The sequence below is a fragment of the Enterobacter cloacae complex sp. IR5384 genome (assembly GCF_049237265.1).
GTDB classification, from domain to species: Bacteria; Pseudomonadota; Gammaproteobacteria; order Enterobacterales; family Enterobacteriaceae; genus Enterobacter; species Enterobacter cloacae.
Window position 1 is genome coordinate 1 of record NZ_JBMKHJ010000048.1, and the last position, 26342, is coordinate 26342.

The 26342-nt window shown below is 58.3% G+C and carries 25 protein-coding genes and 1 pseudogene; 15 read left to right on the forward strand and 11 right to left on the reverse strand.

Annotated elements, in window-relative coordinates:
* Positions 1-103: 103 nt before the first annotated feature.
* Together ACOTX3_RS23840 and ACOTX3_RS23845 are read right to left on the reverse strand one after the other, a co-directional pair.
* Positions 104-550 (reverse strand): annotated as a pseudogene (locus ACOTX3_RS23840) (DUF6538 domain-containing protein); the annotation flags it as partial.
* Positions 551-713: 163 nt separating this feature from the next.
* Positions 714-1583 (reverse strand): phosphorothioated DNA-binding restriction endonuclease, encoded by an 870-nt coding sequence (locus ACOTX3_RS23845; RefSeq protein WP_421631645.1) that lies wholly within the window; start codon positions 1581-1583, stop codon positions 714-716.
* Between the two features lie 300 nt (positions 1584-1883).
* On the opposite strand from ACOTX3_RS23845, the gene ACOTX3_RS23850 reads away from it, so the two are divergent.
* The 4 genes from ACOTX3_RS23850 to ACOTX3_RS23865 all read left to right on the forward strand — a co-directional run bounded on the left by ACOTX3_RS23850 (position 1884) and on the right by ACOTX3_RS23865 (position 3837).
* Positions 1884-2351 (forward strand): SymE family type I addiction module toxin, encoded by a 468-nt coding sequence (locus ACOTX3_RS23850; RefSeq protein ID WP_072203616.1) that lies wholly within the window; start codon positions 1884-1886, stop codon positions 2349-2351.
* A gap of 180 nt (positions 2352-2531) precedes the next feature.
* Entirely contained in the window at positions 2532-3047 is a 516-nt protein-coding gene (locus ACOTX3_RS23855) for a DUF2778 domain-containing protein (RefSeq protein ID WP_306295015.1), read from the forward strand.
* On the forward strand, positions 3022-3285 hold the full coding sequence (locus tag ACOTX3_RS23860; protein WP_045902479.1) for a hypothetical protein: 264 nt from the start codon (positions 3022-3024) through the stop codon (positions 3283-3285). Before ACOTX3_RS23855 ends, ACOTX3_RS23860 begins: the two co-directional genes overlap by 26 nt.
* Before the next feature lie 69 nt (positions 3286-3354).
* On the forward strand, positions 3355-3837 hold the full coding sequence (locus ACOTX3_RS23865) for a hypothetical protein (RefSeq protein WP_065187068.1): 483 nt from the start codon (positions 3355-3357) through the stop codon (positions 3835-3837).
* Here ACOTX3_RS23865 and ACOTX3_RS23870 read toward each other — a convergent pair.
* Positions 3772-4143: a hypothetical protein gene (locus ACOTX3_RS23870; RefSeq protein ID WP_058679390.1), complete on the reverse strand. Its 372-nt coding sequence runs from the start codon at positions 4141-4143 to the stop codon at positions 3772-3774. The genes ACOTX3_RS23865 and ACOTX3_RS23870 overlap by 66 nt on opposite strands.
* A gap of 575 nt (positions 4144-4718) precedes the next feature.
* Positions 4719-5723 (reverse strand): tryptophan--tRNA ligase, encoded by a 1005-nt coding sequence (gene trpS, locus ACOTX3_RS23875; protein ID WP_127869145.1) that lies wholly within the window; start codon positions 5721-5723, stop codon positions 4719-4721.
* Positions 5724-5922: 199 nt separating this feature from the next.
* Here trpS and fosA point away from each other — a divergent pair, with 199 nt between their 5' ends.
* Positions 5923-6348 carry a FosA/FosA2 family fosfomycin resistance glutathione transferase gene (gene fosA, locus ACOTX3_RS23880; RefSeq protein ID WP_045292242.1) on the forward strand — a complete coding sequence of 142 codons (426 nt, stop codon included), beginning with the start codon at positions 5923-5925 and terminating at the stop codon, positions 6346-6348.
* Here the strand turns inward: fosA and ACOTX3_RS23885 are convergent.
* Positions 6334-7341 (reverse strand): LacI family DNA-binding transcriptional regulator, encoded by a 1008-nt coding sequence (locus tag ACOTX3_RS23885; RefSeq protein WP_058679388.1) that lies wholly within the window; start codon positions 7339-7341, stop codon positions 6334-6336. The genes fosA and ACOTX3_RS23885 overlap by 15 nt on opposite strands.
* 185 nt (positions 7342-7526) lie before the next feature.
* Here ACOTX3_RS23885 and ACOTX3_RS23890 point away from each other — a divergent pair, with 185 nt between their 5' ends.
* Together ACOTX3_RS23890 and ACOTX3_RS23895 are read left to right on the forward strand one after the other, a co-directional pair.
* The gene (locus ACOTX3_RS23890; RefSeq protein ID WP_127869146.1) at positions 7527-8615 is read left to right on the forward strand and encodes a cellulase family glycosylhydrolase; all 1089 of its coding nucleotides are present in this window, start codon (positions 7527-7529) and stop codon (positions 8613-8615) included.
* Between the two features lie 50 nt (positions 8616-8665).
* Positions 8666-10087: an MFS transporter gene (locus ACOTX3_RS23895; protein WP_058679386.1), complete on the forward strand. Its 1422-nt coding sequence runs from the start codon at positions 8666-8668 to the stop codon at positions 10085-10087.
* On the opposite strand, the gene ACOTX3_RS23900 is transcribed toward ACOTX3_RS23895, so the two are convergent.
* The 4 genes from ACOTX3_RS23900 to ACOTX3_RS23915 are packed head-to-tail and all read right to left on the reverse strand — an operon-like array spanning position 10050 to position 14796.
* Positions 10050-10871, reverse strand: a complete 822-nt coding sequence (locus ACOTX3_RS23900) for an alpha/beta fold hydrolase (RefSeq protein WP_014830493.1) — start codon at positions 10869-10871, stop codon at positions 10050-10052. The genes ACOTX3_RS23895 and ACOTX3_RS23900 overlap by 38 nt on opposite strands.
* Before the next feature lie 30 nt (positions 10872-10901).
* Positions 10902-12521 (reverse strand): MFS transporter, encoded by a 1620-nt coding sequence (locus ACOTX3_RS23905; RefSeq protein ID WP_127869147.1) that lies wholly within the window; start codon positions 12519-12521, stop codon positions 10902-10904.
* Complete coding sequence (locus ACOTX3_RS23910) at positions 12518-12925, reverse strand: DoxX family protein (protein ID WP_020687449.1); 408 nt, start codon at positions 12923-12925, stop codon at positions 12518-12520. The genes ACOTX3_RS23905 and ACOTX3_RS23910 overlap by 4 nt, the downstream gene beginning before the upstream one ends.
* Entirely contained in the window at positions 12925-14796 is a 1872-nt protein-coding gene (locus ACOTX3_RS23915) for an amidohydrolase (RefSeq protein WP_038418608.1), read from the reverse strand. Before ACOTX3_RS23915 ends, ACOTX3_RS23910 begins: the two co-directional genes overlap by 1 nt.
* Before the next feature lie 217 nt (positions 14797-15013).
* Here ACOTX3_RS23915 and ACOTX3_RS23920 point away from each other — a divergent pair, with 217 nt between their 5' ends.
* The 5 genes from ACOTX3_RS23920 to ACOTX3_RS23940 are packed head-to-tail and all read left to right on the forward strand — an operon-like array spanning position 15014 to position 22225.
* The gene (locus tag ACOTX3_RS23920) at positions 15014-15700 is read left to right on the forward strand and encodes a hydrolase (protein ID WP_013095411.1); all 687 of its coding nucleotides are present in this window, start codon (positions 15014-15016) and stop codon (positions 15698-15700) included.
* A 60-nt stretch (positions 15701-15760) separates the two neighbouring features.
* Positions 15761-15973 (forward strand): DUF1427 family protein, encoded by a 213-nt coding sequence (locus tag ACOTX3_RS23925; RefSeq protein ID WP_013095412.1) that lies wholly within the window; start codon positions 15761-15763, stop codon positions 15971-15973.
* Positions 15970-16230, forward strand: coding sequence for a XapX domain-containing protein (locus ACOTX3_RS23930; RefSeq protein ID WP_013095413.1), 261 nt, complete (start codon positions 15970-15972; stop codon positions 16228-16230). Before ACOTX3_RS23925 ends, ACOTX3_RS23930 begins: the two co-directional genes overlap by 4 nt.
* Before the next feature lie 22 nt (positions 16231-16252).
* Positions 16253-16633, forward strand: a complete 381-nt coding sequence (locus ACOTX3_RS23935) for a response regulator transcription factor (protein WP_013095414.1) — start codon at positions 16253-16255, stop codon at positions 16631-16633.
* Positions 16634-16642: 9 nt separating this feature from the next.
* Positions 16643-22225: a trifunctional serine/threonine-protein kinase/ATP-binding protein/sensor histidine kinase gene (locus tag ACOTX3_RS23940; protein ID WP_058679384.1), complete on the forward strand. Its 5583-nt coding sequence runs from the start codon at positions 16643-16645 to the stop codon at positions 22223-22225.
* Positions 22226-22228: 3 nt separating this feature from the next.
* Here the strand turns inward: ACOTX3_RS23940 and ACOTX3_RS23945 are convergent, their stop codons facing one another.
* On the reverse strand, positions 22229-22846 hold the full coding sequence (locus ACOTX3_RS23945) for a response regulator transcription factor (RefSeq protein ID WP_023620669.1): 618 nt from the start codon (positions 22844-22846) through the stop codon (positions 22229-22231).
* 179 nt (positions 22847-23025) lie between these two features.
* On the reverse strand, positions 23026-23412 hold the full coding sequence (locus tag ACOTX3_RS23950) for a VOC family protein (RefSeq protein WP_029882203.1): 387 nt from the start codon (positions 23410-23412) through the stop codon (positions 23026-23028).
* Positions 23413-23493: 81 nt separating this feature from the next.
* Here ACOTX3_RS23950 and ACOTX3_RS23955 point away from each other — a divergent pair, with 81 nt between their 5' ends.
* The 3 genes from ACOTX3_RS23955 (at position 23494) to ACOTX3_RS23965 (ending at position 26182) form a co-directional block, all read left to right on the forward strand.
* A complete protein-coding gene (locus ACOTX3_RS23955) occupies positions 23494-24264 on the forward strand; it encodes a DeoR/GlpR family DNA-binding transcription regulator (RefSeq protein WP_013095418.1) in 771 nt (256 codons plus the stop codon).
* Between the two features lie 63 nt (positions 24265-24327).
* The gene (locus ACOTX3_RS23960; protein ID WP_013095419.1) at positions 24328-24924 is read left to right on the forward strand and encodes an ATP-dependent Clp protease proteolytic subunit; all 597 of its coding nucleotides are present in this window, start codon (positions 24328-24330) and stop codon (positions 24922-24924) included.
* A gap of 136 nt (positions 24925-25060) precedes the next feature.
* A complete protein-coding gene (locus ACOTX3_RS23965) occupies positions 25061-26182 on the forward strand; it encodes a cupin domain-containing protein (RefSeq protein ID WP_013095420.1) in 1122 nt (373 codons plus the stop codon).
* The last annotated feature ends 160 nt before the right edge of the window (positions 26183-26342 follow it).

The window sequence follows — 26342 nt, forward strand, 5'->3', positions numbered from 1 at the left end:
TCAGACACCGTCTGAATTTGCAGCGGGCTGGAGAAAGGGTCATTCTGAGAATGAAGATTCCGACGTTACTAACTGAGTGTTGTATCTAATCGTGGGGGCAGGTCAGCTGAACATCGCGTTTTTTGAGGTGTTCTAAGAAAACTTCTACGGCTTTGTTTGTCTTCGATAGTGTGGTGAGCTTGCGCTTCTCGCTGAACTGGAGAATGTACTGATCCCGCATCCTCAAGAGGGAAGGGCAACTCATTATAGGGGCGCTTAATGGCTCCGGCGCTTCATGTGCATACGTACCAACCTGACGTAGTTCATTAAGGATTTGGTCTACTTTCGAGCCTCGATCACGCTGCGGCTTTATCAGGTTACGAATCTTAAACCACTCCAGAGCAACCGCATCACGAAAGAGACGGGCTTCGCGCACATCGCGTGTCCCTGTGCTCTTCACGTAGTTATGTCGTCCTCCGAACAGGTGACGCATGTACTTCGGTATGGCGATCCTCACCAGATAGTTTCCGCATGGATCTAAAACTAAGTAACGATCTCTCTTGTAAATCATGCAAACCCCAGCTATTTTGTCAGGGCTTTTGCACTTGAATTTGAATAGTGTGAAATGTCGAAGTCTTTTCCTGTTTTTGCATTTGATTCAAGGTATTACAGGAGCTTGCCAGACAAGCGAACGACCGTAGAAATACGTGCCGGTTCGAGTCCGGCCTTCGCACTCATCCTCTAAACACCTCCCTAAGATGCCACTCCACAAACCCCTCCCTTGGATAATTCCCTTTTACCATCGGCAGCGCAATTTGCTTCCCTGCAAAATCCCAGAACAGCCGCCCAACAATCCCGCCCCCATTCACCGCCTCAGACACCAGCACCCGCATACTTTCATCCAGCCCAATCGATCCCTTATCAAACGCTTTATGATGAATTGCACACAACGCCAGTCCGTTCGGGATCTCACATGGTCCGCCAAACTGCTTCCACTTGATATGCGCGGCTTCAAGTCCAACAGAGGCGTTATCATGTCGCATGTTAAACCCGCAGATTGCGCACTCATAGTTATAAGCACGTAGCACCTGCTGCCGGAACAGCGGATCGCGAACCTTACGGATCTGCTGGATATCAAAACCCATCTCATCCGCGAGCTCTTCCTGAATGCTTTCAGGAAAGTGCGCTTCAAGGATCTGCTGCGCCAGCGAGCAGATCAGGTTTTTGTTCTTACCCAGTAGCGCAAAGTGTTCTTCATCAAACCCGCCTGCGACGTTATGTTCCACAAGTTCTTTAACGGGCGGTTGCTTACTGCCATTGGTCGAACAGAACTCAGTATTCTTCAGATCCCAAAATCCATCCCCTTTGAGCCGCCAAAAAGGCATATTCGGGTAATGCGCCTTCCTCTGTGGGCCAAAGCGTTCTAACAGGCTAAGCAACTGCTCGTGGACCTCTGTTCCGTAATCAAACAGTCGCGCATGCCCCTGCTGATAGTTCGCCAGCACGTACAGAAGCAATAAAGGTTTATGCGGCGCACGCTGTTCGCCTTTGCGCCAGATGGTGATGTCGGCAATTGCCTGTTCGAGAGTTTTGCTGGAAGCCATCGCGTTACGGAAGAAAGTAAATAATTGCGATGATGCTCGCAAAACCTAGACCAATCAACCCGCAAACAACAAAAACATGACCTTACCGCACACAACACTAATTCCTGAATCCCCCTCGCAAATTCCAAATTTACCCCAAACCAAACCGCTGTATTTATATTCAGCCCTGTATAATGAGCACCAGAAATTACGCCGAACGGCAAAGGAAGTATCGAGGAATATTTAACGAAGAATTCGCGATATGAAGGTGCTGCAACACCCCCATACCGCTAACCACAACCAACTATCGAGGAGTTGAAAATGGCTGCGACGAATTTTAAGCCAGAGTTTACTGTTTGCAAAACAGAATCAGACGCTTTCACCGGCATGATTGAAAACCGCGAGCTGGTACGCAAAAACAGTGCCCGCCGCCTTCACGGCAACCCGCCCAACGCGGCACCCGTTCATCCCCGCGCGGAAACGCCGCAGGACAGTGCAGCCTGCTGCGAACTGTATGCACGCATAGACATGAAATACCTTCTTCTGGGCGGCGACTGGTTAACCCGTGCAGGCTTTATCAACGGTATGCCGGTAAAAATCCGCGCCATGAAAGACTGCATTGTGATTACGCCACAGCATACAAGAGAATTATGGGGATGTCTGGAAGGGATGAGTGTGGTGAATATAAATAAACAGAAAGTCGCGCAGTGGTTAAAAACATTTCCGGGCGCGTTGAATGATACTGGGGATATACCTATGGTGAAGCGCAGAAATGGTCTGGCAGAGTAAGAATAATATCTAAAATATCCCTTCTGTAATCATGTAAAAGGATAGGTTAATACGGGCTTGAATACACGTGTCCGTATTTTTCTTTTTTAAATGAATTATCTAATTCCGCTGGTACACCCAATAAAACGGTTGTAACATTCTCCGCAAAGCGACAGGGAGATTGCTATGCAAATTTGTAGGATGGATTACAACGATGTCTCCGCAGATGGAAGAACATTGACATTACACGTCTATGGGGTTGGGGCATTTCCTGTTTTTTCAGGTGTCGAACCCGTAACCAATATTGCAGAGTGCGCCTTTATCAGGAATGCTGCGTTACCGGTGGGTACATATTGGATCGTTGATTCACCGGAAGGAAGTGTTGCTAATCGTGTTGGGCGATTTGTAAAAGACTTAAAGAACGGGACCGATCATTCTGAATGGTTCGGCTTGTTTAATGCATCGACCATGGCTGATAACGTATTTGTGAATGGGGTCGACAGAGGATCATTTAGGCTTCACCCATTGAGGCCGAATGGCGAAGGAGAGTCGTGGGGATGCATAACGTTCTATAATATCCCTGATTTTCAGCTGGTCAGACAATCTTTGCTCGCACGTAAGAAGATTCGTGTTCCTGGTGGCAAAGGGTTGATGGCATATGGGCGTATAGATGTAACAGGAAGGGTCGATTATGCTTCATGCAAAGTTAAAAAATAATATCCTGATTGGCCTGGCATGCCTCATTGCTTCCTTCTTTATTGTCCTGTTTCCTTTGGGAGGCTTACTCGATTACTTATCTCAAGCCAGCAATGATTTTTTAAATCGTACCGGTCTGGGGTTTGCTGATGGTGAAGCAGACCCATCATTCCTGTGGGTGTTGGGTGGAATGATGGTCGTGGTTACCGCGCTACTGATGTTCGCCATCCGAAAGATATGCAGCCTGAAACGGGCATGAGATATTTCATTAAAGATTTTTTCGACAATCCCGTCAAAAGTCCTGAAGTGGTGCGTACTTTCGACTGCCATGGTATTTATCCTCGGATGGCTGTTTGTCTGGCTTGTGGTATCAGGTTCTGATGACACGACTGTTTATACAGAAAACGATTTTTTCCACTACCACCTGCTGACAGACAGGGAGATTGAAAACGCCCCTAAAGTAACGGACGACTATTATTTTGAGGCGCATTCGGGCGATGGTTACGAACCTTCAAACAGTATCATTTTTAAAGGCGCTACCAGTGCTGCGCCGTTGCGCGCTTATCTCGAAACGTTAGGGTATGTGAAGAAAAAGCGTAGCCTGGAAGTGAAGGAGGTCTGGTCGACACCCGAACGGTTAAACGCAGATTTTTTCTATCTGAACTTCAATACGGTTACGGGTGACATTGAACTGACCAAAGTGATAGGTAACGGGCATGTATCCCATGCCCGTAGTAAGAAAAAATCACTCGTGTTTTATCTGCTCTTTCACAGCCTTAACCAATACAGCATGGAGTTCGCCAACGGTTAAATCGCGTATCACAGGTTCGGGAATGCCTCGCAACCTGCGAATTAAACGGCAGATACCAAAGTAATCTATGCCCTCGGTGCTAAAAAGAAACTCGTTTTCAGCGAGAGAAAAAGTTTTCTCATAACCATCTTCTTCAGTGACGAGCGTAACGCCAAACGCGTCCTCGCAGTCTTCAATCAGGGCATCGCCATCCATGCCGCATATATCGAGGTCGGCTTCGATCAGGGTGTTCTCATCAATGCGCTTGCGATGATGTCCTGAGGACTGACGTACAACCTCAATGACCTGCGAAAGAGTGGGATTCATTATGTTGGATTCCATGGGGGAAGAAATGGTGCAGACCTTTATAAAGAGACCGAATTAACGCCTGGGACTTATTATTGATGGTCCAAAGAAAATCAAAACAACCCATGCAAACATCCCAATGATTTTTAGCGGCCAGGGTTCGAATACATGAATGCACACAATTACCCCAATAACTAATAGTGGTCCTCCTACTAATTCCAGTATTCCATCTAAAATAGATAACTTATGAGGCAATACACGATTAATTAAAATTGCCATGAAATGTGCGCATCCTAAAATGAGGACTATTACTATAGTGCAGTCTTTCCAGTTATCAGTGACACCCATGCAAATGAGACATAGCGCGATCACTAGAACGCAAAGTAATGTATTCAGCATGGAAATAATAAACTTGCTCATAACAGTTGTCGCGACGTTTAAAAATATAAAGAGTCTATGAATATCGTGCTCTTAGTCGGATGACAAACGACATTCACTAATAATGCATTTAAGAGGCTCTTGCGCTTTAACTATTATTTTAATCGGCTACAAAGCGGCTTCGTGCTCTTCCCACGCACTCCACCGCTAAACCTAACTTAACTAAACACCGGCACCCCCAGCCCCACCTTCACCTCCCTCAACGTCTCCTGCGTCACCCCCTGTGCCCGTTCCGTTCCGCGTTTCAGCATCGCCATCAACTCTCCCTTGTCCTGCATATACATCGCCCTGCGCTCCCGCATCGGCGCAATCAACTCCTGCAAACAAGCCTCCAGCTCGTTCTTGCACACCCGGTCACCCAGCCCGCCCGCCTGGTAATGCGCCTTCATCGCCGCCACTTTGTCCTTGTCCGGATGAAACGCGTCGAGATACGTAAACACCACGTTCCCCTCAATCTGCCCCGGGTCGCTTACCTTCAGGTGGTTCGGGTCGGTGTACATGGCGCTGACCGCACGGTGAATGGTCTCTTCGCTGGCAGAAAGGTGCAGCGTGTTGCCCAGCGATTTCGACATCTTGGCGCTGCCGTCGATGCCGGGCAGGCGGCTGGTGTCGCTCAGCATCGCCTTGCAGTGGCGCAGCACCGGGGCGGGCAGCAGGCTGTTCATCTTGTGCACAATCTCGTTGGTCTGCTCAATCATCGGCAGCTGGTCGTCGCCGACGGGCACGCACTCGGCCTTGAACGCGGTGATGTCTGCCGCCTGGCTGATGGGGTAGGCCATAAACCCGACCGGCAGCGAGCGGGCGAAGCCTTTCTGCACAATCTCGTTTTTCACCGTCGGGTTACGCTCCACGCGGGCGACGGTGACGATGTTCATATACAGCATCGTCAGCTCGGCGAGGGCGGGCAGGGCGGACTGCAGGCAGATCGTGGTCAGGTTCGGGTCGATGCCGGCGGCGAGATAGTCGGCCAGCACTTCGGGAATGTTGTCGCAGATCTTCTGCGGGTTGCTGCCGTTGTCGGTCAGCCCCTGCAGGTCGGCAATCAGCACAAACTGGTTGTGCGTCTGCTGCAACGCCACGCGCTGGCGCAGCGATCCGACGTAGTGGCCAAGGTGCAGCGGGCCGGTTGGGCGGTCGCCGGTGAGGATGGTTTGCTTGTTCATAAAGACTCCTTAACGTTGTAATGCCGAAAGGGGTCTGATATGTGAGAAAGCCGCCTTTCGGCGGCTATCTGAAAATGGGGAAAACTACTCCGTGCCGCCTTTAAGAAGGCAGCCACCAGCGGTTTACGGTGAGCACGGCGTGGTTTATGTTCATGCTTTTACCGTATCACGTCCGGCGCGAAAAACAAAAGGGCACGTCATGCTGCAATCTCTCAACCATCTGACCCTCGCGGTCAGCGACCTGCAAAAAAGCGTCACCTTCTGGCACGAGCTGCTGGGGCTTGCGCTGCACGCCCGCTGGAATACCGGGGCCTATCTCACCTGCGGCGATCTGTGGGTCTGCCTGTCGTACGACGAGGCGCGCAGGAACGTGCCGCCGCAGGAGAGCGACTACACCCACTACGCGTTTACCGTGGCGGAAGAAGATTTTGAACCGTTCTCGCAAAGGCTCGAGCAGGCGGGCGTCACCGTCTGGAAGCAGAACAAAAGCGAGGGGGCGTCGTTCTATTTTCTCGACCCGGACGGGCACAAGCTGGAGCTGCACGTGGGCAGCCTCGCCGCGCGGCTGGCGGCGTGTCGCGAGAAGCCCTATGCGGGCATGGTGTTTACCTCAGACGAGGCTTGAGGCGCGCACCTTCAGCCTGCCCGCCAGCGTTACGTGCGTGGCGGCATCTTCCTGATTACACAGGTACTCCACCGCCAGCCGTCCCAGCTCGCTGTAGGGCAACTGGATACTGGTCAGCGGCGGGGTGAGCTGCTCGGAGATCTTCTGGTCGTCGTAGCCCGCCAGCAACATATCCTGCGGGATGCGCACACCGTTCACCGCCAGCGCCTGATAGCAGCCAATCGCCAGCCAGTCGCTGGCGCAGAAGATGGCGTCCGGGCGCTCGGCCAGTTCCAGCAGCGAAGTGGTGGCGGTAAAGGACTCGCTGAACTGCCAGTTGGTCTGGCGCACCAGGCCGTCGTCGCACGCGAGTCCGGCCTGCTGCAGCGCGGCCTGGTAGCCCGCCAGACGCTGGCGCGAGGCTTCCATCCAGCTTTCCCCGGTGATGTGGGCGATGCGCGTGGCCCCGCAGGCGATAAGGTGTTTGGTCACCTGGAAGGCGTTGGCGTAGTCGTCCGGGATAAACGACGGCAGCAGCGGCGAGCCGGGGTCGCGCTGGTTGAGCAGCACCAGCGGGATGCGGGTGCAGTCCTGGAATGCCGTCATGTCCACCAGCGTGGTGACCGGAGAGGCGAGAATAATCCCGATGCAGTTGCGCTTCTCCAGCTGGCGGATGATGTTCAGCGCCAGCTCGATGTCGTCGCCGTAGTCGTAGACGGTGAGCAGGGTCTCGTTGCGCCACGCCGCTTCCCGTGCCTGGCTGATGGCGTCGATAAACGGGTCGAAGCTCTGCATGGAGCTCACCAGCAGGGCGATCTCTTCCTGGTTGCGCGGGGCATGAACGGCGGGGAGGCGGTCGTAGCCGAGCTCAGTGGCCACGTTAATCACCCGCTGACGGGTGTCGTCGCTGAGCTTGATGTTGCGGGACTGGTTAAGCACCAGCGATACCGTCGCCTGCGACACCCCTGCCGCCCGCGCAATATCGTTCATCGTCACTTTCGTTTTTCGCTTCATCCGTCCTCTCCCTTTCGCGATTTCGCATCATACCCTAACCGCACGCTTTAGCGCCGTCGATCACGTTTCTCATTCATCGAAGCGTGAACTTTGTGAGGGCCGTCGCTTTTCTCAACGCCGTGATTTGCGCATTTATCCTGCAACTAATATTTATTAGCTAAATATTATCAGTAAGAGGACGCGTAATGAAAGAGCAGTGGAGCAGGGAGCAGGCACAGGCGTGGTATCAGCAGAAAGGCTGGCTGTGCGGGTTTAATTACCTGCCGTCGACGGCGGTGAACTGGACCGATATCTGGCAGGAAGAGACCTTCGATGCCGCCACCATCGAGCGCGAGCTGGGCTGGGCGGCGGAGGCGGGTTATAACACCCTCCGCATTAATCTGCCGTTTATCGTCTGGGAGCACGACCGCGACGGGCTGATGGCGCGCATCGACCGCTTCTTGACGATTGCCGACAGTCGCGGCTTCAGCACCATGCTGACCCTGATGGACGACTGCGGTTTCTCCGGCGACGAGCCGTACCTCGGCCCGCAAAAGCCGCCGGTACCGGGCAAGCACAACAGCCAGGCGGCGGCGAGCCCGGGGCGCGACAAGGTGTGCGATCCTGACTGCTGGCCGCAGATTGAGCGCTATATCCGCGACGTTGTTCGCCAGTTCCGCGACGATAAGCGCGTGCTGCTGTGGGATCTCTACAACGAGCCGGGCAACCGCGGCATTTTCGCGACGGGCACGCAGGAGGTGCAGTACGACGCGAAGCTGGAGACCTGCGCGCACGAGTTGATGAAGCTGGCGTTCCAGTGGGTGCGTGAAGAAGACCCGACCCAGCCGCTCACCGTCTGCGCGTGGCGTCTGCCGCCGGAAGAGGAGGGCGAGACGTTCTTCCAGCATCCGCTGGACCAGACCGCACTGGCACTCTCGGACGTGGTGAGCTTCCACGCCTACACCCACACCGGCCACATGACGGCGATTATTCAGCAACTGCAAAAGCTCGGGCGCCCGCTGTTCTGCACCGAATGGCTGGCGCGCCACGTGGGCAGCACGATGGAAGAGCAGCTACCGCTGATGTACGCGGCGAAGGTCGCGCCGTATCAGTGGGGGCTGGTGCGCGGCAAAACCCAGACGTGGCTGCCGTGGCCGGTGGTGATGAAGGAGTCCACGGACTACTGCCGCCTCTGGTTCCACGACGTGTTTGAGGAGAACGGCATTCCGTTCTCACGCCGTGAAATCGCATTAATGCAACAGCTGCGCAAGATCGCCCCGCAGGCGCAGGGCTAATAATATCGACCCGGCGGCCGACCGCCGGGCAACCAGGCAGGCATATAACAATGGCAATGACAATGAAAATACCGTCTCGCGAGTTGTGGTCTTATTTTGGCTATGGTTTAGGTCAGTGTTTTAGCTTTGGTTTAGTGGGTTCGTTTATTAACTATTTTTACACCGACGTGCTGGGGATCTCGGCGCTGGCGGCGAGTACCATCTTCCTGATTGCCCGCGCGTGGGACGCAGTTCACGATCCGCTGTTTGCCAGCATCATGGATACCATTAACAGTCGGTTCGGCAAGTTTCGCCACTTTTTGCTGATTGCGCCGCTGCTGATCACCGGCGTCACGCTGCTGTCGTTCTATAAAATCGAAGCAGACATGACCACCAAAATCCTCTACGCCGGGGTGACGTATATCCTGTGGGGGACGCTGTATGCCATCTCCGATATCCCGTTCTGGTCGATGTCGTCGGTGATGACCAACGACTCCGCCCAGCGCACCCGCGCGGTGACGGCGGCGATGCTCGGGGTGAACGCGGGGATTGCCTGCGCCAACATCTTCTTCCCGAAGCTGGCGGCGTTCTTCGCCCAGTACAGCAATGACAAAGGCTACTTTATGGCGGCGCTGGTGATGATGCTGGTGGGCCTGCCGCTGATGCTTAACGGCTTTATGCAGATCAAGGAGCGCGTGCCGCCGAGCCCGGAAAAGGTGACCATCCGCGACACCTTCCACAACCTGCGCCAGAACAAGCCGCTGTTTATTGTCCTGCTGTCGTTCTTTTTCTGCGTGTTCCACAACGTGGCGGGCGGGCTGTATATCTACTTCTTTATCAATAATCTGGGCGACGGCAGCCTGCAGATGGCGATTGGCGTGATGGGTATTGTGGCGGCGGTGCTGTGCCTGGTCGCCCCGATGCTGACGCGCCGGATGCAGAAGCGGAAGCTGTTTATGATCCTCTGCGGGCTGGACGTGGCGGTGCGCGTGGTGATGTGGTTCATCGGCTATCAGCAGGTGACGATGCTGTTCATTCTGCTCGGCCTGAGCACGCTGTTCGTGATGATGACCAACATCCTCACCTCGTCGATGATTGCCGACACCATTGAGTACGCGGAGTATCACACTCACAAGCGCTGCGCGGCGATCACCTTCTCCGGGCAGACCTTTACCGGCAAGATGTCGGTGGCGGTGGGCGGTGGGTTAATCGGCGTGTTCCTGACGATGATCGGTTACGTGCCGCAGGCGCAACTCCAGAGCGAAGGCGTGCTGTCGGGGCTGTTCTTCGGGATTTGTTTGTTACCGGCGATTGGCTCGTTGATCCGCATGGGCTTTATGTCGCGCTTTACCTTTACCGAGGAGAAGCATGCGGAGATTTGTCGGTTGCTGGCGGAGCGGAACGCGTCTGCGAAAGCGCCGGGTGGCGGCTGCGCCTTACCCGGCCTACAGAAAATTACAGCGACTTCACAAACGCCAGCAGATCTTCGTTGAGCTGGTCCTGGTGGGTCAGCGCGAAGCCGTGCGGCGCGTTGTCGTACACCTTCAGCGTGGCGTTTTTGATCATCTCTGCCGCCAGCTTGCCGGTGCTTTCAAACGGCACGATCTGGTCGTTGCTGCCGTGAATCACCAGCGTCGGCACGTCGATTTTCGCCATATCCGGGCGGAAGTCGGTTTCGCCGAACGCGGTCACGCAGTCGATGGTGCCCTTCAGTGACGCCAGCAGGGCGATGTTCAGCGTCTGGGTCAGGGCACCGGCAGAGACGGTCTGCCCGGCATTGATGCCGTAGAACGGGGTGGCGAAGTCGCTGATGAACTGGGCGCGATCTTTACGCAGGCCGTCGCGAATGCCGTCGAACACGCTCTGATCCACACCCTGCGGGAAGGTGTCCGATTTACCGAAGATCGGCGTGACCGCGCCCAGCAGCGCCAGACCGGCCACGCGTGCGCTGCCGTAGTTATTGATGTAGCGGGTCACATCGCCGCCGCCCATGGAGAAGCCCACCAGCGTCACGTCCTGCAAGTCCAGGGTGGTAATCAGGTCGTTGATATCGGACGCAAAGGTGTCGTAGTCGTAGCCGTTCCACGGCTGATCCGAGCGGCCAAAACCGCGACGGTCAAAGGCGATGGCGCGGAAGCCGCGTTCGGCCAGATAGTTCAGCTGGCTGTCCCACATGTCGCCGTCCAGCGGCCAGCCGTGGCTGAAGAGAACCGGTTTACCCGCGCCGCAATCTTTGTAGTAAATCTGCGTGCCGTCTTTTGCCTTAAACGTTGCCATAGTGTGTTCCTGTACAGGTGATGGTTATGGTTATACCGGCGCGACCAGGTAGCGAATAGCCGGTGATGTTGTGCCCTGATGAAAAGCCAGAACGCGGCTCTGCAGCAGGAGGTCATTCATGGTGTGGCGCTCCTGCTGGCGCAGATGCTCAATCCAGGAGCCCATCAGGAAGGTCTCGATAAACAGTCCGGGGCGCTCGATATCCTCGTATACCGCCCAGCTCATCGCCCCGGCGCGGCGGCGTACCCGGCGCAGCTCGTGCACCGCCTGCAAAAACGCTTTCGCGTTGTGCGGGTCGATGATGTACTCGTGCGACACCAGCACCGGGCCGCGCTCGTTCGGCAGGTCGATCTCCACGCCGTCCAGCGGCTGGCCGCTGAGGTCGAGATTTAAATCAGGATCTTTCTCCAGCTTCCAGCGGGACACCGTCGCGCTCGCCAGCACCATCCCCAGCGTGGCGACCACCAGCGAGGTCGGGGTGCCAAACTGCGAAGCGATCTGTCCCCAGAGGGCGCTGCCGGCGGTCATCGAGCCGAAGAACACCGTCAGATAAACCGCCAGCGCGCGGGCTTTCACCCAGCGTGCCGCACTGCGCTGCGCGCCGAGATTGAGGGTAGAGAGCACCGCAATCCACGCGAAGCCGGTGAAGAACTCAAACAGGTTCAGCAGCCAGAAGTGGCGTACGAACGCCAGCGCCAGCATGGTAAGAGCAAACGTCAGGCTGGCGGCCACCATCAGGCGGTCGGCGTTCAGCCGCTGGCGCAGTCGCGGCAGCAGGATGGCCCCGGCGATCGCCCCCAGGCCAATGCACGCCAGCATCACGCCGTAGCCCGCCGGGCCTAAGCCCAGCTCGCGACGCGCCACCAGCGGCAGCAGGGCCCAGCCCGCGCTGCCGAAAACGAAGAAGGCCACCGTGCGCACCAGCACGTTGCGCAGCACCGGCGCGGCGTGTACGTAACGGATGCCAGAGCGCACCGCCGAGAAGAAGTGCTCCGGCGGCAGACGCTGCACTGTCGGTGCGGGACGCCAGCGCCACAGCACCCACGCCACGCCGACCACGGAGAGCGCGTTCAGGGCAAACACCATCCACGGCCCGGCCAGCGACAGCAGAAAACCGCCCAGCGCAGGGCCGATTGCCCGGCTGATGTTCACTCCGAGTGAGTTGAGCGCCACAGCGGCACCCAGCTCCGGCTTGCTCACCAGGTCGGGCACCACCGCCTGGAACGGCGGCGAGCTCATCGCCGCCCCCACGCTCAGCAGAAACGTCGTCACCAGCAGAACCGCAGGCGTGACGTGGCCGGTGAAGGAGAGCACCGCCAGCCCGGCGGCGGCGATGAACACCCACAGCTGGGAGAAGAGCAGGTATTTACGTCGGTCGACGATGTCCGCCATCACCCCGGACGGCAGGGCGAAGAGGAACATCGGCAGGCTGCTGGCCGCCTGTACCAGCGCGATATCCAGCGGATCGGCGCTCAGGCTCAGCATGCTCCAGTTAATACCGACGTCGCTCATCCATGAGCCGACGTTAGAGACCACCGTGGCGATCCACAGCATGCGGAATACCGGCTGGCTAAGCGGCTGCCAGGGCGAAACCGTCGGTGCGGGCGTCGTCTCGACGTGGGCGTCACGAACGTCGTTAACCTGGGTCATGCAAATTTCTCCGTTACCTTACGCTGCAGCCGCCACTGGCCCGGCCCGGTGAGGGCAAGGGTGGTGAAGATAATCAGCAGCAGCCAGCCAAACTGCCCTTCGGCAATCGACCAGTTGGGGTGAACCGCCAGCATCGCCACCAGCAGCACGGCGATAATCGGCAGGCACGCCAGGCGGGTGTAGACGCCCGCAATGATAAACAGCGGGCAGATCACCTCGGCGACAATCGCCGGGATCAGGCTCGCCCAGGGCCCGAAGCCGAACGGATCTTCAATGCGCGTCAGCTCTTCGCTGAAGTGCAGCACCTTCGGCAGGCCGTGCACGTACAGCAACAACAGGCTGCCGGTCAGGCGCAGGAAAAACAGCCCCAGGTCTACCCGGGGCGGAGCAAAGGTGTTTTTCATCAGAATGCAAAGCAGCTGCAGCCCAGCGCCCCCCAGAATGCGTTATCGTCCGACACCGGTATCTCTGACGTGCGCGCAAAATCATGCTGGTGGCTGTGCACCCCGCACGGGCCGCTGCAGTGGTGGACGGCGTTCATACCCACGCGTGTGGCCTGCGGCGGCGCGCTGCGGTAGTGGCCCGGCACCTTCACCACCGGGGACCACTCGGGCAGGACCGGAATGGCAGGCGGGGCCAGCGGGCCAAAGCTGCCTGCGGCGTAGACGATATCGCCGTTGACCACCGTCAGGACGGATTCGATGCCCTTGATCTCCTCTTCCGGCACGCGGAAGTAGTCTTTGCTCAGCACCGCCAGGTCGGCGAGCTGGCCAACTTTGATCTGCCCTTTCTGGTTTTGTTCGCTGGAGAACCATGCGCTGCCCTGGGTCCAGAGCATCAGGGCGGTGTCGCGATCCAGACGGGCGCTGTGATCGTACATCTGCATCCCGCCGACGGTACGGCCAGAGACCAGCCAGTAGAGGGCGGTCCACGGGTTGTAGCTCGCCACGCGGGTGGCATCGGTGCCTAAGCCCACCGGTACGCCGGTCTCCAGCATTTTTGCCACCGGTGGCGTATGGCGGGTGGCTTCAATGCCGTAACGCTCGGCAAAGTATTCGCCCTGGAAGGCCATACGGTGCTGCACGGCAATGCCGCCGCCGAGCGCTTTGATGCGGTCGATGTTGGCCTGGGTGACAGTCTCCGCATGGTCGAAGAACCAGTGCAGGCCGTTAAACGGAATATCGCGGTTAACTTTTTCGAACACGTCCAGCATGCGGCTGATGGACTCGTTGTAGGTGGCGTGCAGGCGGAACGGCCAGCGGTGCTCAACCAGATGGCGCACCACGCGCTCCAGCTCATCCTCCATGCCCGGCGCGAGATCCGGGCGTGGTTCGAGAAAATCTTCAAAATCGGCGGCGGAGAAGACCAGCATCTCGCCCGCGCCGTTATGGCGGAAGAAGTCGCTGCCCTGGCCCGGCGTGAGCATGTCGGTCCATTTCTCAAAGTCTTCCAGCTCGTGGCCCGGACGCTGGGTAAAGAGGTTGTAGGCGATGCGGACGGTCATCTGCTTCTTCTCGTGCAGCTCGGCAATCACCTCGTAATCTTCCGGGTAGTTCTGGAAGCCGCCGCCCGCGTCGATGGCGCTGGTCAGCCCCAGACGGTTCAGCTCGCGCATAAACTGGCGGGTGGAGTTAACCTGCTGCTCCAGCGGCAGCTTCGGCCCTTTGGCCAGCGTGGCGTAGAGGATCATGGCGTTCGGACGGGCGATCAGCATCCCGGTCGGGTTGCCGTTGGCGTCGCGCTGGATCTCGCCGCCCGGCGGGTTTGGCGTGTCTTTGGTGTAGCCAACCACCTTCAGTGCGGCGCGGTTGAGCAGGGCGCGGTCGTAGAGGTGCAGGATAAAGACCGGGGTGTCCGGCGCGGCGTCGTTAATTTCGTCCAGGGTTGGCATGCGGCGTTCGGCAAACTGGAACTCGCTCCAGCCGCCCACCACGCGCACCCACTGTGGCGATGGCGTGCGCAGGGCTTGTTCTTTCAGCATCCGCAGGGCATCGGCCAGAGACGGCACGCCTTCCCAGCGCAGCTCGAGGTTGTAGTTCAGCCCGCCGCGAATGAGGTGCAGGTGGGAGTCGTTCAGGCCGGGGATGGCGGTGTGGCCTTTTAAATCCACCACTTTAGTGCCGTCGCAGTGGTGTTGCATCACCTCGGCGACGGTACCCACTTCCAGAAATTTTCCGTCGCGCACGGCGACGGCTTCCGCCACAGGATTCTCGCGATCGACGGTGTGAAACTGGCCGTTAACCAGAATGAGATCGGCTTTTCCAAGGGTAACCATAACTGCTCCTGACTGAGAGGGGAATGGTCAGAATTATGGGAACCGGTTTCGGCAAAGATCCAGTTATACAATAGGATAGGTATACCAAAGTATAACTATACCTAAGGTTAACTATACGAAGAGATAATTACGCACAGGCGCAGAAGGCCGCAGGATGGGGACGACTTTATCGGCGTGGCACTCACGGCGATTTCACCCTTAACCACTGGAAAATGCTATGACCTCTTCAAAGCTCGAAGTATTAACCCCTGCGAACTGTCAGATTATTTTCATCGACCACCAGCCACAGATGGCGTTTGGCGTGCAGTCTATTGACCGCCAGGTGCTGAAAAACAACACCGTGGCGCTGGCGAAAGCGGCCAAAGTGTTCAACATCCCGACCATCATCACCACCGTAGAGACTGAAAGCTTCTCCGGTAACACCTACCCGGAGCTGCTGGACGTGTTCCCGGGCCAGGACATTCTGGAGCGTACCTCCATGAACTCCTGGGATGACCAGAAGGTGCGCGACGCGCTGAAAGCCAACGGCAAGAAGAAGGTGGTGGTTGCCGGTCTGTGGACCGAAGTGTGCAACAACAGCTTTGCCCTGTGCGCAATGCTGGAAGGTGACTACGAAATTTATATGGTGGCGGACGCGTCTGGCGGTACCACCAAAGAAGCCCACGACTTTGCCATGCAGCGCATGATCCAGGCGGGCGTGATCCCGGTGACCTGGCAGCAGGTGATGCTGGAGTGGCAGCGCGACTGGGCGCGTAAAGAGACCTACACCGCGGTGATGGATATCGTGCGCGAGCACTCCGGCGCGTACGGCATGGGCGTGGATTACGCTTACACCATGGTGCACAAAGCGCCGTCTCGCCAGAAGAGCGAGCACCGTACCTTAGCGCCGGTCCCGGCCCGCTAAGTCCCGGCGGCAGGCTGGTCCCTCATCCGGCCTGCCACTGACTGCTTTCTGGAGTTCTCTATGAGTACAGGGTTGATATCCCTTGCGGCAGGCGTGTTGATCGGCCTGATGTATGCCGCGCTGAAGGTACGCTCCCCCGCGCCGCCCGCGCTGGCGCTGATTGGCCTGCTGGGGATGCTGGCCGGGGAGCAGGCGACGCGCCATCTGTTAGCCCGCGACAGCGTGGTGAGCGTTCCGGCAGTGGTTCACCATCCGGCAGGAGAGTCATCATGAAGGCCTGGATAATTTCGCTGGTGTGCGGCGTGCTGGCTGGGGTAATTTACGCTCTGCTCAACGTCCACTCTCCGGCACCGCCGGTTGTCGCCCTGCTTGGCCTGTTTGGTATGCTGGTGGGCGAACAGCTGATCCCGGTGGGACGTCGCATACTGAATCGCGAACCGCTGACTCTGGCCTGGTTTCGTCACGAGTGTGTGCCGAAAATCAGCGGCACGGCGCCTCCCGCGCCCGTGAAGGAAAACCGCGACGTTTAATGATTTTTTGAGGAATAACAGCATGACGCTGCCGTGGCGCATTGCCATCATTGATGACGAACGTTCTGTCCGCAGCGGGCTGAGTAACCTCCTGGAGTCGGAAGGGTATGCGACCGACACGTTTGATTCGGCAGAGGTGTTTCTGAGCCACCCGTTCGCCCTGTCCGGCGCGGCGCTGGTGATCACCGATATCAAGCTGCGGGGCATGAACGGCCTGGAGCTGTTTGAAAAGCTGCGGCTGTTGGCTGCCCCGCCTCCCCCCGTACTCTTTATCTCCGGTCATGCTGATGAAAATATGCAGCGGTACGCTCTTGATTTGGGCGCCGCTGCATTTTTGCGTAAGCCTATTAACATCGATATTCTGCTGGATCATATTCAGCGGGAGCTGGCCCGCCGACAATAAGGATCGCGGATGAACGAAAACGAGCTGCCTGCATTCTGGCCCGCCCAGGGAAATCTCCATGATGGGCGGGTTTTTGTCCTTAAAGAGGATGTCATTTTTACCGTGCTGGCGCAGGAGGGCGGGATCTCCTGGATGAACGCCCGACATCCCCATTCTGGCGGCTCCTTTATCATTGCCACCGCGGTCAGCGACGAAGAGGAAGAGCGGGCCACCCGGCTGCTCAAAAATGAGTTTGCGTTGCGCGATCACCTTCAGGACAGCTGGGCCATTCGCGCCGTGGCCTCCACCCAGTACCGGGGGCGTTTTGCACTGGTGTACGCGCCATTTTCGTTTGAGCTGCTGGCGCGACGCGCGGGCAGGGCGATCTCGGGGATCGCCCGGTTTATCGAGCTGGCGATCCAGATCTGCACGCCGCTGCGTCAGATGCATCTGCAGAACCTGATCCACGGCGATATCAAGCCCGGCAATATCTTTGTTCATCACGATTCAACCTGCCGTCTGGGCAGCTTTGGCCTGTCATGCAGTATCTCCGGGGCCTTTTCCCAGACACGGCTGGCCGTCTCTGGCGGTACGCCCGCCTATATGTCCCCGGAGCACACCACCCGCACACAGCGGGCCGTCGATTGCCGCAGCGATCTCTACAGCCTCGGCATTGTGCTTTATGAGCTCCTGACCGGACGCCTGCCGTTTGATCTGGGCGAGAGCGAGCAGACCAACTGGGCGCATTATCACATTGCCTCTGAGCCGCTCTCTCCCGCCGTGTTGCGCCCGGATGTGCCCGACATGCTGTCGACCATCATTCTCAAGCTGCTGGAGAAGCAACCCGATAACCGCTACCAGACCGTCGACGGGCTGATTGCCGATCTTCGACGCTGTCAGGCGACGTTAACCTCCGAAGGCGAGATCGTCGCCTTTACGCCCGGCCAGCAGGACCGGACGCCGGCGATCCATCTGGCGGACTCCCTGTTTGCGGCGCATCCGCAGGCAAACGACGTCATCGCCGCGTTTGAGCGGGTGGGGCAAAACATTGTGCCGGAGCTGGTGACGATCGGCGGGCCGTCGGGGATCGGTAAATCCTCGATTATCGCCACGGCGTTAAAAACGTTGCAGCAGCGCAGGGTGCTGCTGGCGGTGGGCAAGGTCGATCAGTTTTCGCCGACGTTACCCTACGGCGTATTAAGCTCGGCGTTTCGCACCCTGACGCTGCACCTGCTCGGGCTGCCTGCGGAAGAGGTGGCGAAGTGGAAAATCCGCCTCGCGCGCGCCCTGGAAGGATATGAAGAGCTGGCCGTCAGCCTGGTGCCCGAGCTGGGGTTGCTGCTGGAGAGTAAACCTCGCTTCTCGGCAGATACATTTTCCATTGATGCCCGGGCCCGCTTCAGCCATATGGTGCTGGCGCTGGTTAAAACCTTTGCCTCGCAGGGCTGTCCGCTGGTCTTGCTGCTTGACGATCTGCAGTGGAGCGACGCCGCCAGCCTGCAAACGTTGAAGCACCTGCTGGCGACCTGCGGTGCCATTCCGCTATTGCTGGTGGTGGCGCACCGGGACATCGCCTCGTTGTCCGATCCCGCGTTACAGCAGCAGCTCGCGAGCCTGCCGGCGTCGGCGCAACACGCCATCGAGATTATCCCGCAGCCGCTGACGGTGAAGGCGGTAGCACGCTGGCTGGGCACGCTGTTTCGCGTGCGCAGCGCCACAACAACCGACCTCGCCACGCTTATCCACGAGAAAACCGGCGGCAACCCGCTGTTCGTGCATGAGTTTTTCCGCCGCATTGTTGATGACGGGCTGGTGGTGCATAACAAGTATCAGGACAAATGGCAGTACGATCTGCAGGCGATCCGCGCCCGGCATTACACTGAAAACGTCGTCACCCTGGTGCTGGAAAAGCTCGAAGAGATGCCCGACGAGACGCGTCGTCTGCTGGGCAGCATTGCCTGTCTTGGCGGCACGGGCGAGCTGGAGATGCTGTGCCGCGTGGTCGGGATGTCGGTGGCGGAAATCCGTTATGCGCTGCACCCGGCGGTGATGGCGCAGCTGATTGTGCTGACGGAAAAAGCGTATGCCTTTACCCACGACAGGGTGCAGGAGGCTGCTTTCGCACTGCTGGATCAGCGTGAGAGGAGCCACCTGCACCTGACCACCGCCAGCCTGCTGGCCGAGGCCGCGCGTCAGGCGGCGGGGAACGAACTGCTGTTCCGCGCCGTGCACCACGTGACGGCCGCGCTGGATAGCATTCAGCCCGCGCCGCAGCGCCAGATGTTCCGCGAGCTCAGCCTGCTGGCCGCACGGCGGGCGAAGCGCACCGGCGATTATCATTCGGCCCTGAGCTACATTCAGACCGCCAGAGCGCTGGGCAATGCCGGGGCGGTGTCTGACTTTATGCTCGACATCGAAGAGGCGGGCTGTGAATTTGCGCTCGGCCACCTGGAGCGAACCCGCGAGCTGTGTGACGCGATCCTCGGCTGCCCCGGCGGGCTGACTGAAAAAGCGCTGGCGGCTAACCTGCTGGTGGAAGTCTACATTCGCCAGTCCGACAGCCGTCTGGCGCTGGAGGCGGCGCTGTGCTGGCTGGGGATTTTTGGTATCCAGATCAGCCACTACCCGGAAGACGTCGAGTGCGACGAAGCCTGGAAACACTTCTGCAACCGCGTGGGTGACGCGCCGCAACAGCAATTTGTCCAGCTCTCGCAAATGGACAACCCGCAAACCGAAGCGGTGATGAACCTGCTGTATAGCGCCAGCATTTGCGCCAGTTTTATCTGTCCGCGCCTGCACTTTTTGCTGCTCTGTCGCATGATGCACCTGACCCTCGACCACGGTATCACCGGCGCCTCCACCACGGCGATGGCCTGGTTTGGGGTGTTGATTGGCCAACGCTACGCCGAGTATCGCCTTGGTTTCCAGTACGGCACGCTGGCCCGCGAGCTGGTAAACCGTCACGGCTACGATGCCTTTGAAGCCAAAACCCTGCTGCCGCTCGATCAGCTCAGCGTCTGGACCCAGCCGCTGTCGTTCACCATCGAGTGCGCCAAGGCCTGCTTTACCGCCGCCGTCACTCACGGTGATATGACGGTGGCCTGCTTTGCGGCCTGCCATCAGGTGATCAACTTCCTCTCGCGGGGCGATCATCTGGACGGGGTGCTGACCAGCATCGATCGCGGTCTGGCCTTTGTCCGTAAAACCCACTTCCAGGACATCGAAACGATTTTGATGCTCCAGCGCGGCTACGTTGAGTTTCTGCGTACGCCGGTCATCGGCACCTGGAGCGCCGCACAGGTGCTCCCTGAAGCGATGCTGCCAGCGGCGCCTGAGCAGGCCCCGGAGCAGACCTCGACCATGCTGTTCTGGTACTGGCTGTACCGTGGGATGGCGCACTTTACCTGCGGGGAGTATGCCGCCGCGCAGGCGGAGCTGGAGCAGGCGGGCTGGTTCGCGTGGTCTGCGCCCGGCCACATTCACCTGCTGGATTACCATCTCTACAGCGCCCTGTCGCTTTCCAGACAGCTGACGCCGGAGACCTTCTCGGCGAATCACCGTCGCAGCATTCACGCCCACTACGACAAAATCGCCCTCTGGGCGCGGATTAATCCGGGCACGTTTGCCGACAAAGAGGCGCTGATTTACGCCGAAATCGTGCGTCTGGACGGGATGAACAGCATTGCGCTTGAGCAGTATGAGAAAGCGGTGCGCCTCTCGCGGGAGGGCGGTTTTAATCCGCTGAACGCGCTGGCCCACGAGCTGGCAGGGCGCTTTGCCCTTGCCTGCGGCTATCCGACCGCCTCGGACGCCCACTTCCGCGGGGCGATCGCCGCCTGGGGCCGCGCCGGTGCACAGGCAAAAGTGCGCCAGCTTGAGCAGGATTTTCCGCATCTTCTGAGCTCCGCCCAGGCCAGCGCGTACGACACGGTGGCTTTCGCGCAGAATGAAGTGATTCGCGATCTGCAAAGCGTGATCAAGGCGTCACGCGCGCTGTCTGAAGAAATTAACCTTGAGCGGTTGATTGAAAACCTGATGACGCTGCTGCTTGAACGGGCCGGGGCGCAGCGCGGTCTGCTGCTGCGCGTGAGCGACAACCATATCCCGGAGATCGAGGCCAGCGCGTGGACCAGTACCGACGGCGTGCGGGTGCGGATCCTGAAAGAGGTCCCGATGGCGACCGATATGCCGCTGTCGGTGCTGGCGGCGGTGATCCGCACCGGACAGGAGATCCGCACCGGCAAGCCGGAAGAGTTCCACCCCTTTAGCCAGGATCCTTATCTCGTGACCTCGGGGGCGGCCGTGATGTGCGTCCCGATGTTCAAACAGGCGCGGCTGGTGGGCGTGCTCTACCTGGAAAATCGCCTGATGCCGGAGGTCTTTACCGCCGAGCACTCCCGCGTGGTGAGCCTGCTGGGGGCGCAGGCGGCGGTCTCGCTGGAGACGGCGCGCCTGTATGCCGAGCTGCTGGCGGAAAACATCCAGCGTCGCCGCGTGGAGAAAGAGCTGCGATCCAGCCAGACCTCGCTGATGCTGGGCGAGCAGATCAGCCACACCGGCAGCTGGCGCTGGGAGCTGGAGCAGGATCTGATGTTTATCTCCGAGGAGTACGCCCGCATCCTCGGCCTGCCTGAACAGCAAAAGAAGATCTCCATGGCGGAGTTTTTGACCTTTGTGCATCAGGATGATTACGCCCGGATCAGTACCATCGTCACCCAAAGCGTACGCGAAGGGCTCTCCATGCGGGCGGAGTTCCGCATTAACCGTACCGATGGCTCAACCCGCTATATTCTCGGGATTGGCGATCCGGTGGGCGTGGGCAGCGAGGTGAACGAGTATTACGGCATCATCACCGACATTACCAGCCAGCGGGCGGCGGAAGATGCGATGCGGGTGGCGCAGGCAGATCTGGCGCGCGTTTCCCGGGCGACCACCGTCGGGCAATTGACCTCTTCCATTGCCCATGAGATCAACCAGCCGCTGATGTCGATCGTCTCCAACGCCGGGGCGAGCCTGCGCTGGCTCAACCGGGAGCCAGCCCGGCTGGATAAAGTGCGTGAAGGGCTGGAGGAGATCGCCGCTGAAGGGGCGCGGGCGGGGGAGATCATCCGCAGCATTCAGTCCCTGACGCGCAAGCAGGATCCGACCTTCTCACGCATCGATCTGCACTACCTGGTCCACCATATCATCGCGCTGTCGCGCAGCGAGCTTGAGCAGCGACACATTAGCGTCGATTACCTTTTGCAGGCGCAGGACAGCTTTATCACTGGCGACAGCGTGCAGATCCAGCAGGTGCTGCTCAACCTGGTGATGAACGCGGTAGAGGCGATGGCCGAGGTGAAAGATCGCTCTTGCACCATCACCATCAGCACCAGCAATGCAGAAGGGAGAGTGCTGGTGGAGATAGCCGATACCGGCAGCGGCATAGAGCCTGAGCGGCTGGAGAAGATTTTTGACTCGTTCTATTCCACCAAAGCGCAGGGCATGGGGATGGGGCTGACCATCAGCGCCAGCATCATTGAGCGGCACTGCGGGAAACTGAGCGCGCGCCGCCGAGAGCCGCACGGCACCGTCTTTGCCTTTACGCTGCCGCTTGCGGCACAGGAAGGGTAACGGCTATTCCGTTGGCAGACTTTTGCTCAGGCGTTCCACGACCCTGACCAGCTCTGCCACGGAGCGCACCTGCATCTTCTCCATCACGCGGCGGCGATGGACTTTCACCGTGATTTCGCTCACCCCAAGCTCGGCGGCGATCTGCTTGTTCAGCAGGCCGCTTATCGCCAGCTGGAGCACTTCATGTTCGCGCGGGGTAAGAGACATATGGCGCTGCTTCAGGGCGTAGTGCTCTTTGTTACGCACGGCGTTGTTTTCCGCCAGCCGGAGCGCGGATTCAATGGCGTCGATAAGCGCGGCGGATTCAACCGGTTTGGTCAGAAACTCATAGGCCCCGCCTTTGATGGCGCGAACCGACATCGGGATGGTGCCGTGGCCGGTGAGGAAAATAATCGGGATCTCACGCCCGCTGTCCCTGAGGGCATCAGCCACCTCAAAACCGGAGATGGTGGGCATTTGCATATCGAGGATCACGCACGAAGGCAGATCCTCGAAGCGGTGCTGAAGAAATGCTTCTGCCGATGAAAAGCCGATAGCGTTCAGGTCTGCCGATTCCAGTAGCCCGGTCACGGACTGCCTGACGGCGTCATCGTCATCAACCACATACACAATGTGTTCCATTCACCGCCCCGGTGCTGATTTAAATGTCGAGGATGCAAACCGTCCCTTCGGTTACGTAAGAGACTGTTTATGCTGACTTTCATCTTAACACATTAAATATCATTATCATTTAACAATATGATAACCATATGAAGTATAGCGAGCCGGAGCAGGGGCGGTGAAGGAACGAAACGCTGTTTTTATGCACCGACAAGCTCAATGCGATTGCCGTCCGGGTCCGCGATTACCGCTTCATAGAAGCCGTCCCCGGTCATCCGCGGGGCGCTAAGCAGCGTGCCGTTTGCCCTTGCCTGTGCCGCCATGCTGTCCACCTGTGCTTTTCCGCCGACGTTGATGGCGATATGCGCCCAACCGATAAATTCAGGGTGGGCAGGCGCGTCGGGCAGGTCCGGAATGGTCATCAGCTCAATCGTCGGCCCCTCATCAAGGGTAATAAAATGGGATTCAAAACCCGGACGATTTTTACTGACGTAGCGTGCGTTGCTGCGGCCATTAAACACCGTTTCCCAGAACTGAACCTGGGCGTTAAGGCTGCGGGTCCAGAGTGCGACATGTGCAATATTCATTGTAACCCTCGTTGTTTGTGTTGCGCGGTTATGCAACATTATGCGCATTGATACTCGATTAGAATTATTAAAGGACTTTCAATGCTCGATTATGCAGCTTTTCCTGAACAGCGACAAGCGCGGATCCGCCAGATCCTTCAGAAGAGCGGAAGGGTGGTCTGTACCGAGCTGGCGAGCCAGATGAACGTATCCGAGCACACGATTCGCCGTGATTTACATGAACTTAGCAAAGAGGGGTATTGCAAAAAGGTCTACGGCGGCGCGGTGCTTCAGCTTCCGGATGCGGGCAATTTTTTAAGCCGCGAGCAGAAAATAAGTGCAGAAAAGCACACAATCGCGCAGAAAGCAGCAACGCTGGTTCAGGCGGGCGGGTGCATTTTTATTGACGCGGGGACAACAAACCTGGCGCTGGCGAAAGCCCTCCCGGCGGATCTCAACGTCACGGTGGTGACCAACTCCCCGGCCATCGCCACGGAACTGCTGCGCCATCCCCTGTGCGAGGTGATCATCACCGGCGGGCAGATCCAGCGGGCATCCGGCGGGTCGGTGGGCGCCACGGCCGCGGGTCAGATCCAGGGCATTATCTTCGATCAGGCCTTTATTGGCGGCTGCGCGATGGATCCGCAGATGGGGCTCACCGGCTTTGATTTTGCCGACTGCGAATTCAAAAAGGCGGTTATCGCCCAGAGCAACCAGACCATCGTGGCCCTGACGGCAGACAAACTTCCCGGCGTGGCGCGCTTTGTGGTGGCGACGTGTCAGGACATTGATGTGCTGGTGGTAGAAGAGGCGCTGGAACAGGGCGTTGTCGACGCGTTTGCGGCCCAGGACATTCGCATTGTGTGCGCCTGAGGACTTTCACGGGTAAAACAGGCTACACTCTGGTTTTAAGCGCTAAATGCTGAGGACATAACAATGCACTACACACTGAAAGACGGCGATAAGGATAAAGCGGAAGGGACACAGAGCGCACTGCAGCAGAAGCTGCTGGAATCCCGCTCGATTGTTATCTCCGGTGAAATCAACCAGGCGCTGGCAGAGAAAGTCATCACCCAGCTGATCCTGCTGCAAAGCGTGAGCAACGATCCGATCAAACTGTACATCAACAGCCAGGGCGGTCACGTGGAAGCCGGTGATACCATTCACGACTTCATCAAGTTCATCCGCCCGGACGTGCACGTGATCGGTACCGGCTGGGTGGCGAGCGCCGGGATCACCATCTTCCTGGCGGCGAAAAAAGAGCATCGCTACTCGCTGCCAAACACCCGCTTTATGATCCACCAGCCGCTGGGCGGCGTGCGCGGTCAGGCGACGGATATTGAGATTGAAGCGCGCGAGATCATCCGCATGCTGGACCGCGTGAACAAGCTGATCGCCGACGCCACCGGTCAGCCGCTGGAAAAAGTGAAAAAAGACACCGACCGCAACTTCTGGATGTCTCCGGCCGAAGCGCTGGATTACGGCATTGTGGGTAAACTGATTACCCATTATGACGATCTGAAGCTGGATTAAGTTTTTAACGCCGTGTACGTGTCGGGTGGCGGCTACGCCTTACCCGACCTACGCGTGCTGGTTTGACCCATGACAAGTTCCCCCTCTGCCTTCTTGCCTATAATCGCGCCTGTTTCCCCTCTCACTGGTGCTATCCATGGCGTATCAACTGAACCTGAACTGGCCGGAATTTCTTGAGAAATACTGGCAAAAAAAACCCGTTGTGCTGAAAAATGCCTTCCCGAATTTTGTCGACCCGATTACCCCGGACGAGCTGGCAGGCCTGGCGATGGAGCCGGAGGTCGATAGCCGTCTGGTGAGCCATTTCAACGGCAAATGGCAGGCCAGCAATGGTCCGTTTGAGCACTTTGACGGCCTGGGTGAAACCGGCTGGTCGCTGCTGGCGCAGGCGGTGAACCACTGGCACATGCCGGCGGCGGAGCTGGTGCGCCCGTTCCGCGTGCTGCCGGACTGGCGTCTGGATGATCTCATGATCTCCTTCTCCGTGCCGGGCGGCGGCGTGGGCCCGCATATCGATCAGTACGATGTCTTTATCATTCAGGGGATGGGCAGCCGTCGCTGGCGCGTGGGTGACAAGCTGCCGATGCGTCAGTTCTGCCCACATCCGGCGCTGCTGCACGTGGATCCGTTTGAACCGATCATCGACGAAGATCTGGCGCCGGGCGATATTCTCTACATTCCACCTGGATTCCCGCACGACGGCTTCACCCATGAAACCGCGCTGAACTACTCTGTGGGTTTCCGGGGGCCAAACGGCCGCGATCTGATCAGCAGCTTTGCCGATTACGCGCTGGAAAACGATCTGGGCGGAGAGCATTACAGCGATCCGGATCTGACCTGTCGCGAACACCCTGGGCGCATTGAGCAGTACGAGCTCGATCGCATTCGCCAGATGATGATCGACATGATCGGTAAGCCGGATGATTTCACAAAATGGTTCGGTAGCTTTGTCTCCACGCCGCGTCACGAGCTGGATATCGCCGCCGCCGAGCCGCCGTATGCGCCCGAGGAGGTGCTGGACGCGCTGCAGGGCGGCGAGAGATTGTCTCGCCTGAGCGGCCTGCGCGTGCTGAATATCAACGGCAGTTTCTTTATCAACAGCGAACAGCTCGAGACAGTCGACGCGAAGGCGGCGGACGCGCTGTGCCGCTACACTGAGCTGGGCCAGGCCGAGCTGGGCGATGCGCTGAACAACCCGGCGTTTGTCGAGGAGCTCACCGGGCTGATTAACCAGGGGTACTGGTACTTCGACGAGTAGTGCGGCCTGTTGCCCGGTGGCGCTGCGCTTACCGGGCCTACAACGGCGGTTTTCTCCCTCTCCCTGTGGGTGTACAGTCCGGGGACATGGTTGACAGGTGTTCGGGGACATGGTGAACACTTTTTAACATCCTTTACCCATGGTGATCGACTTTTTCTTC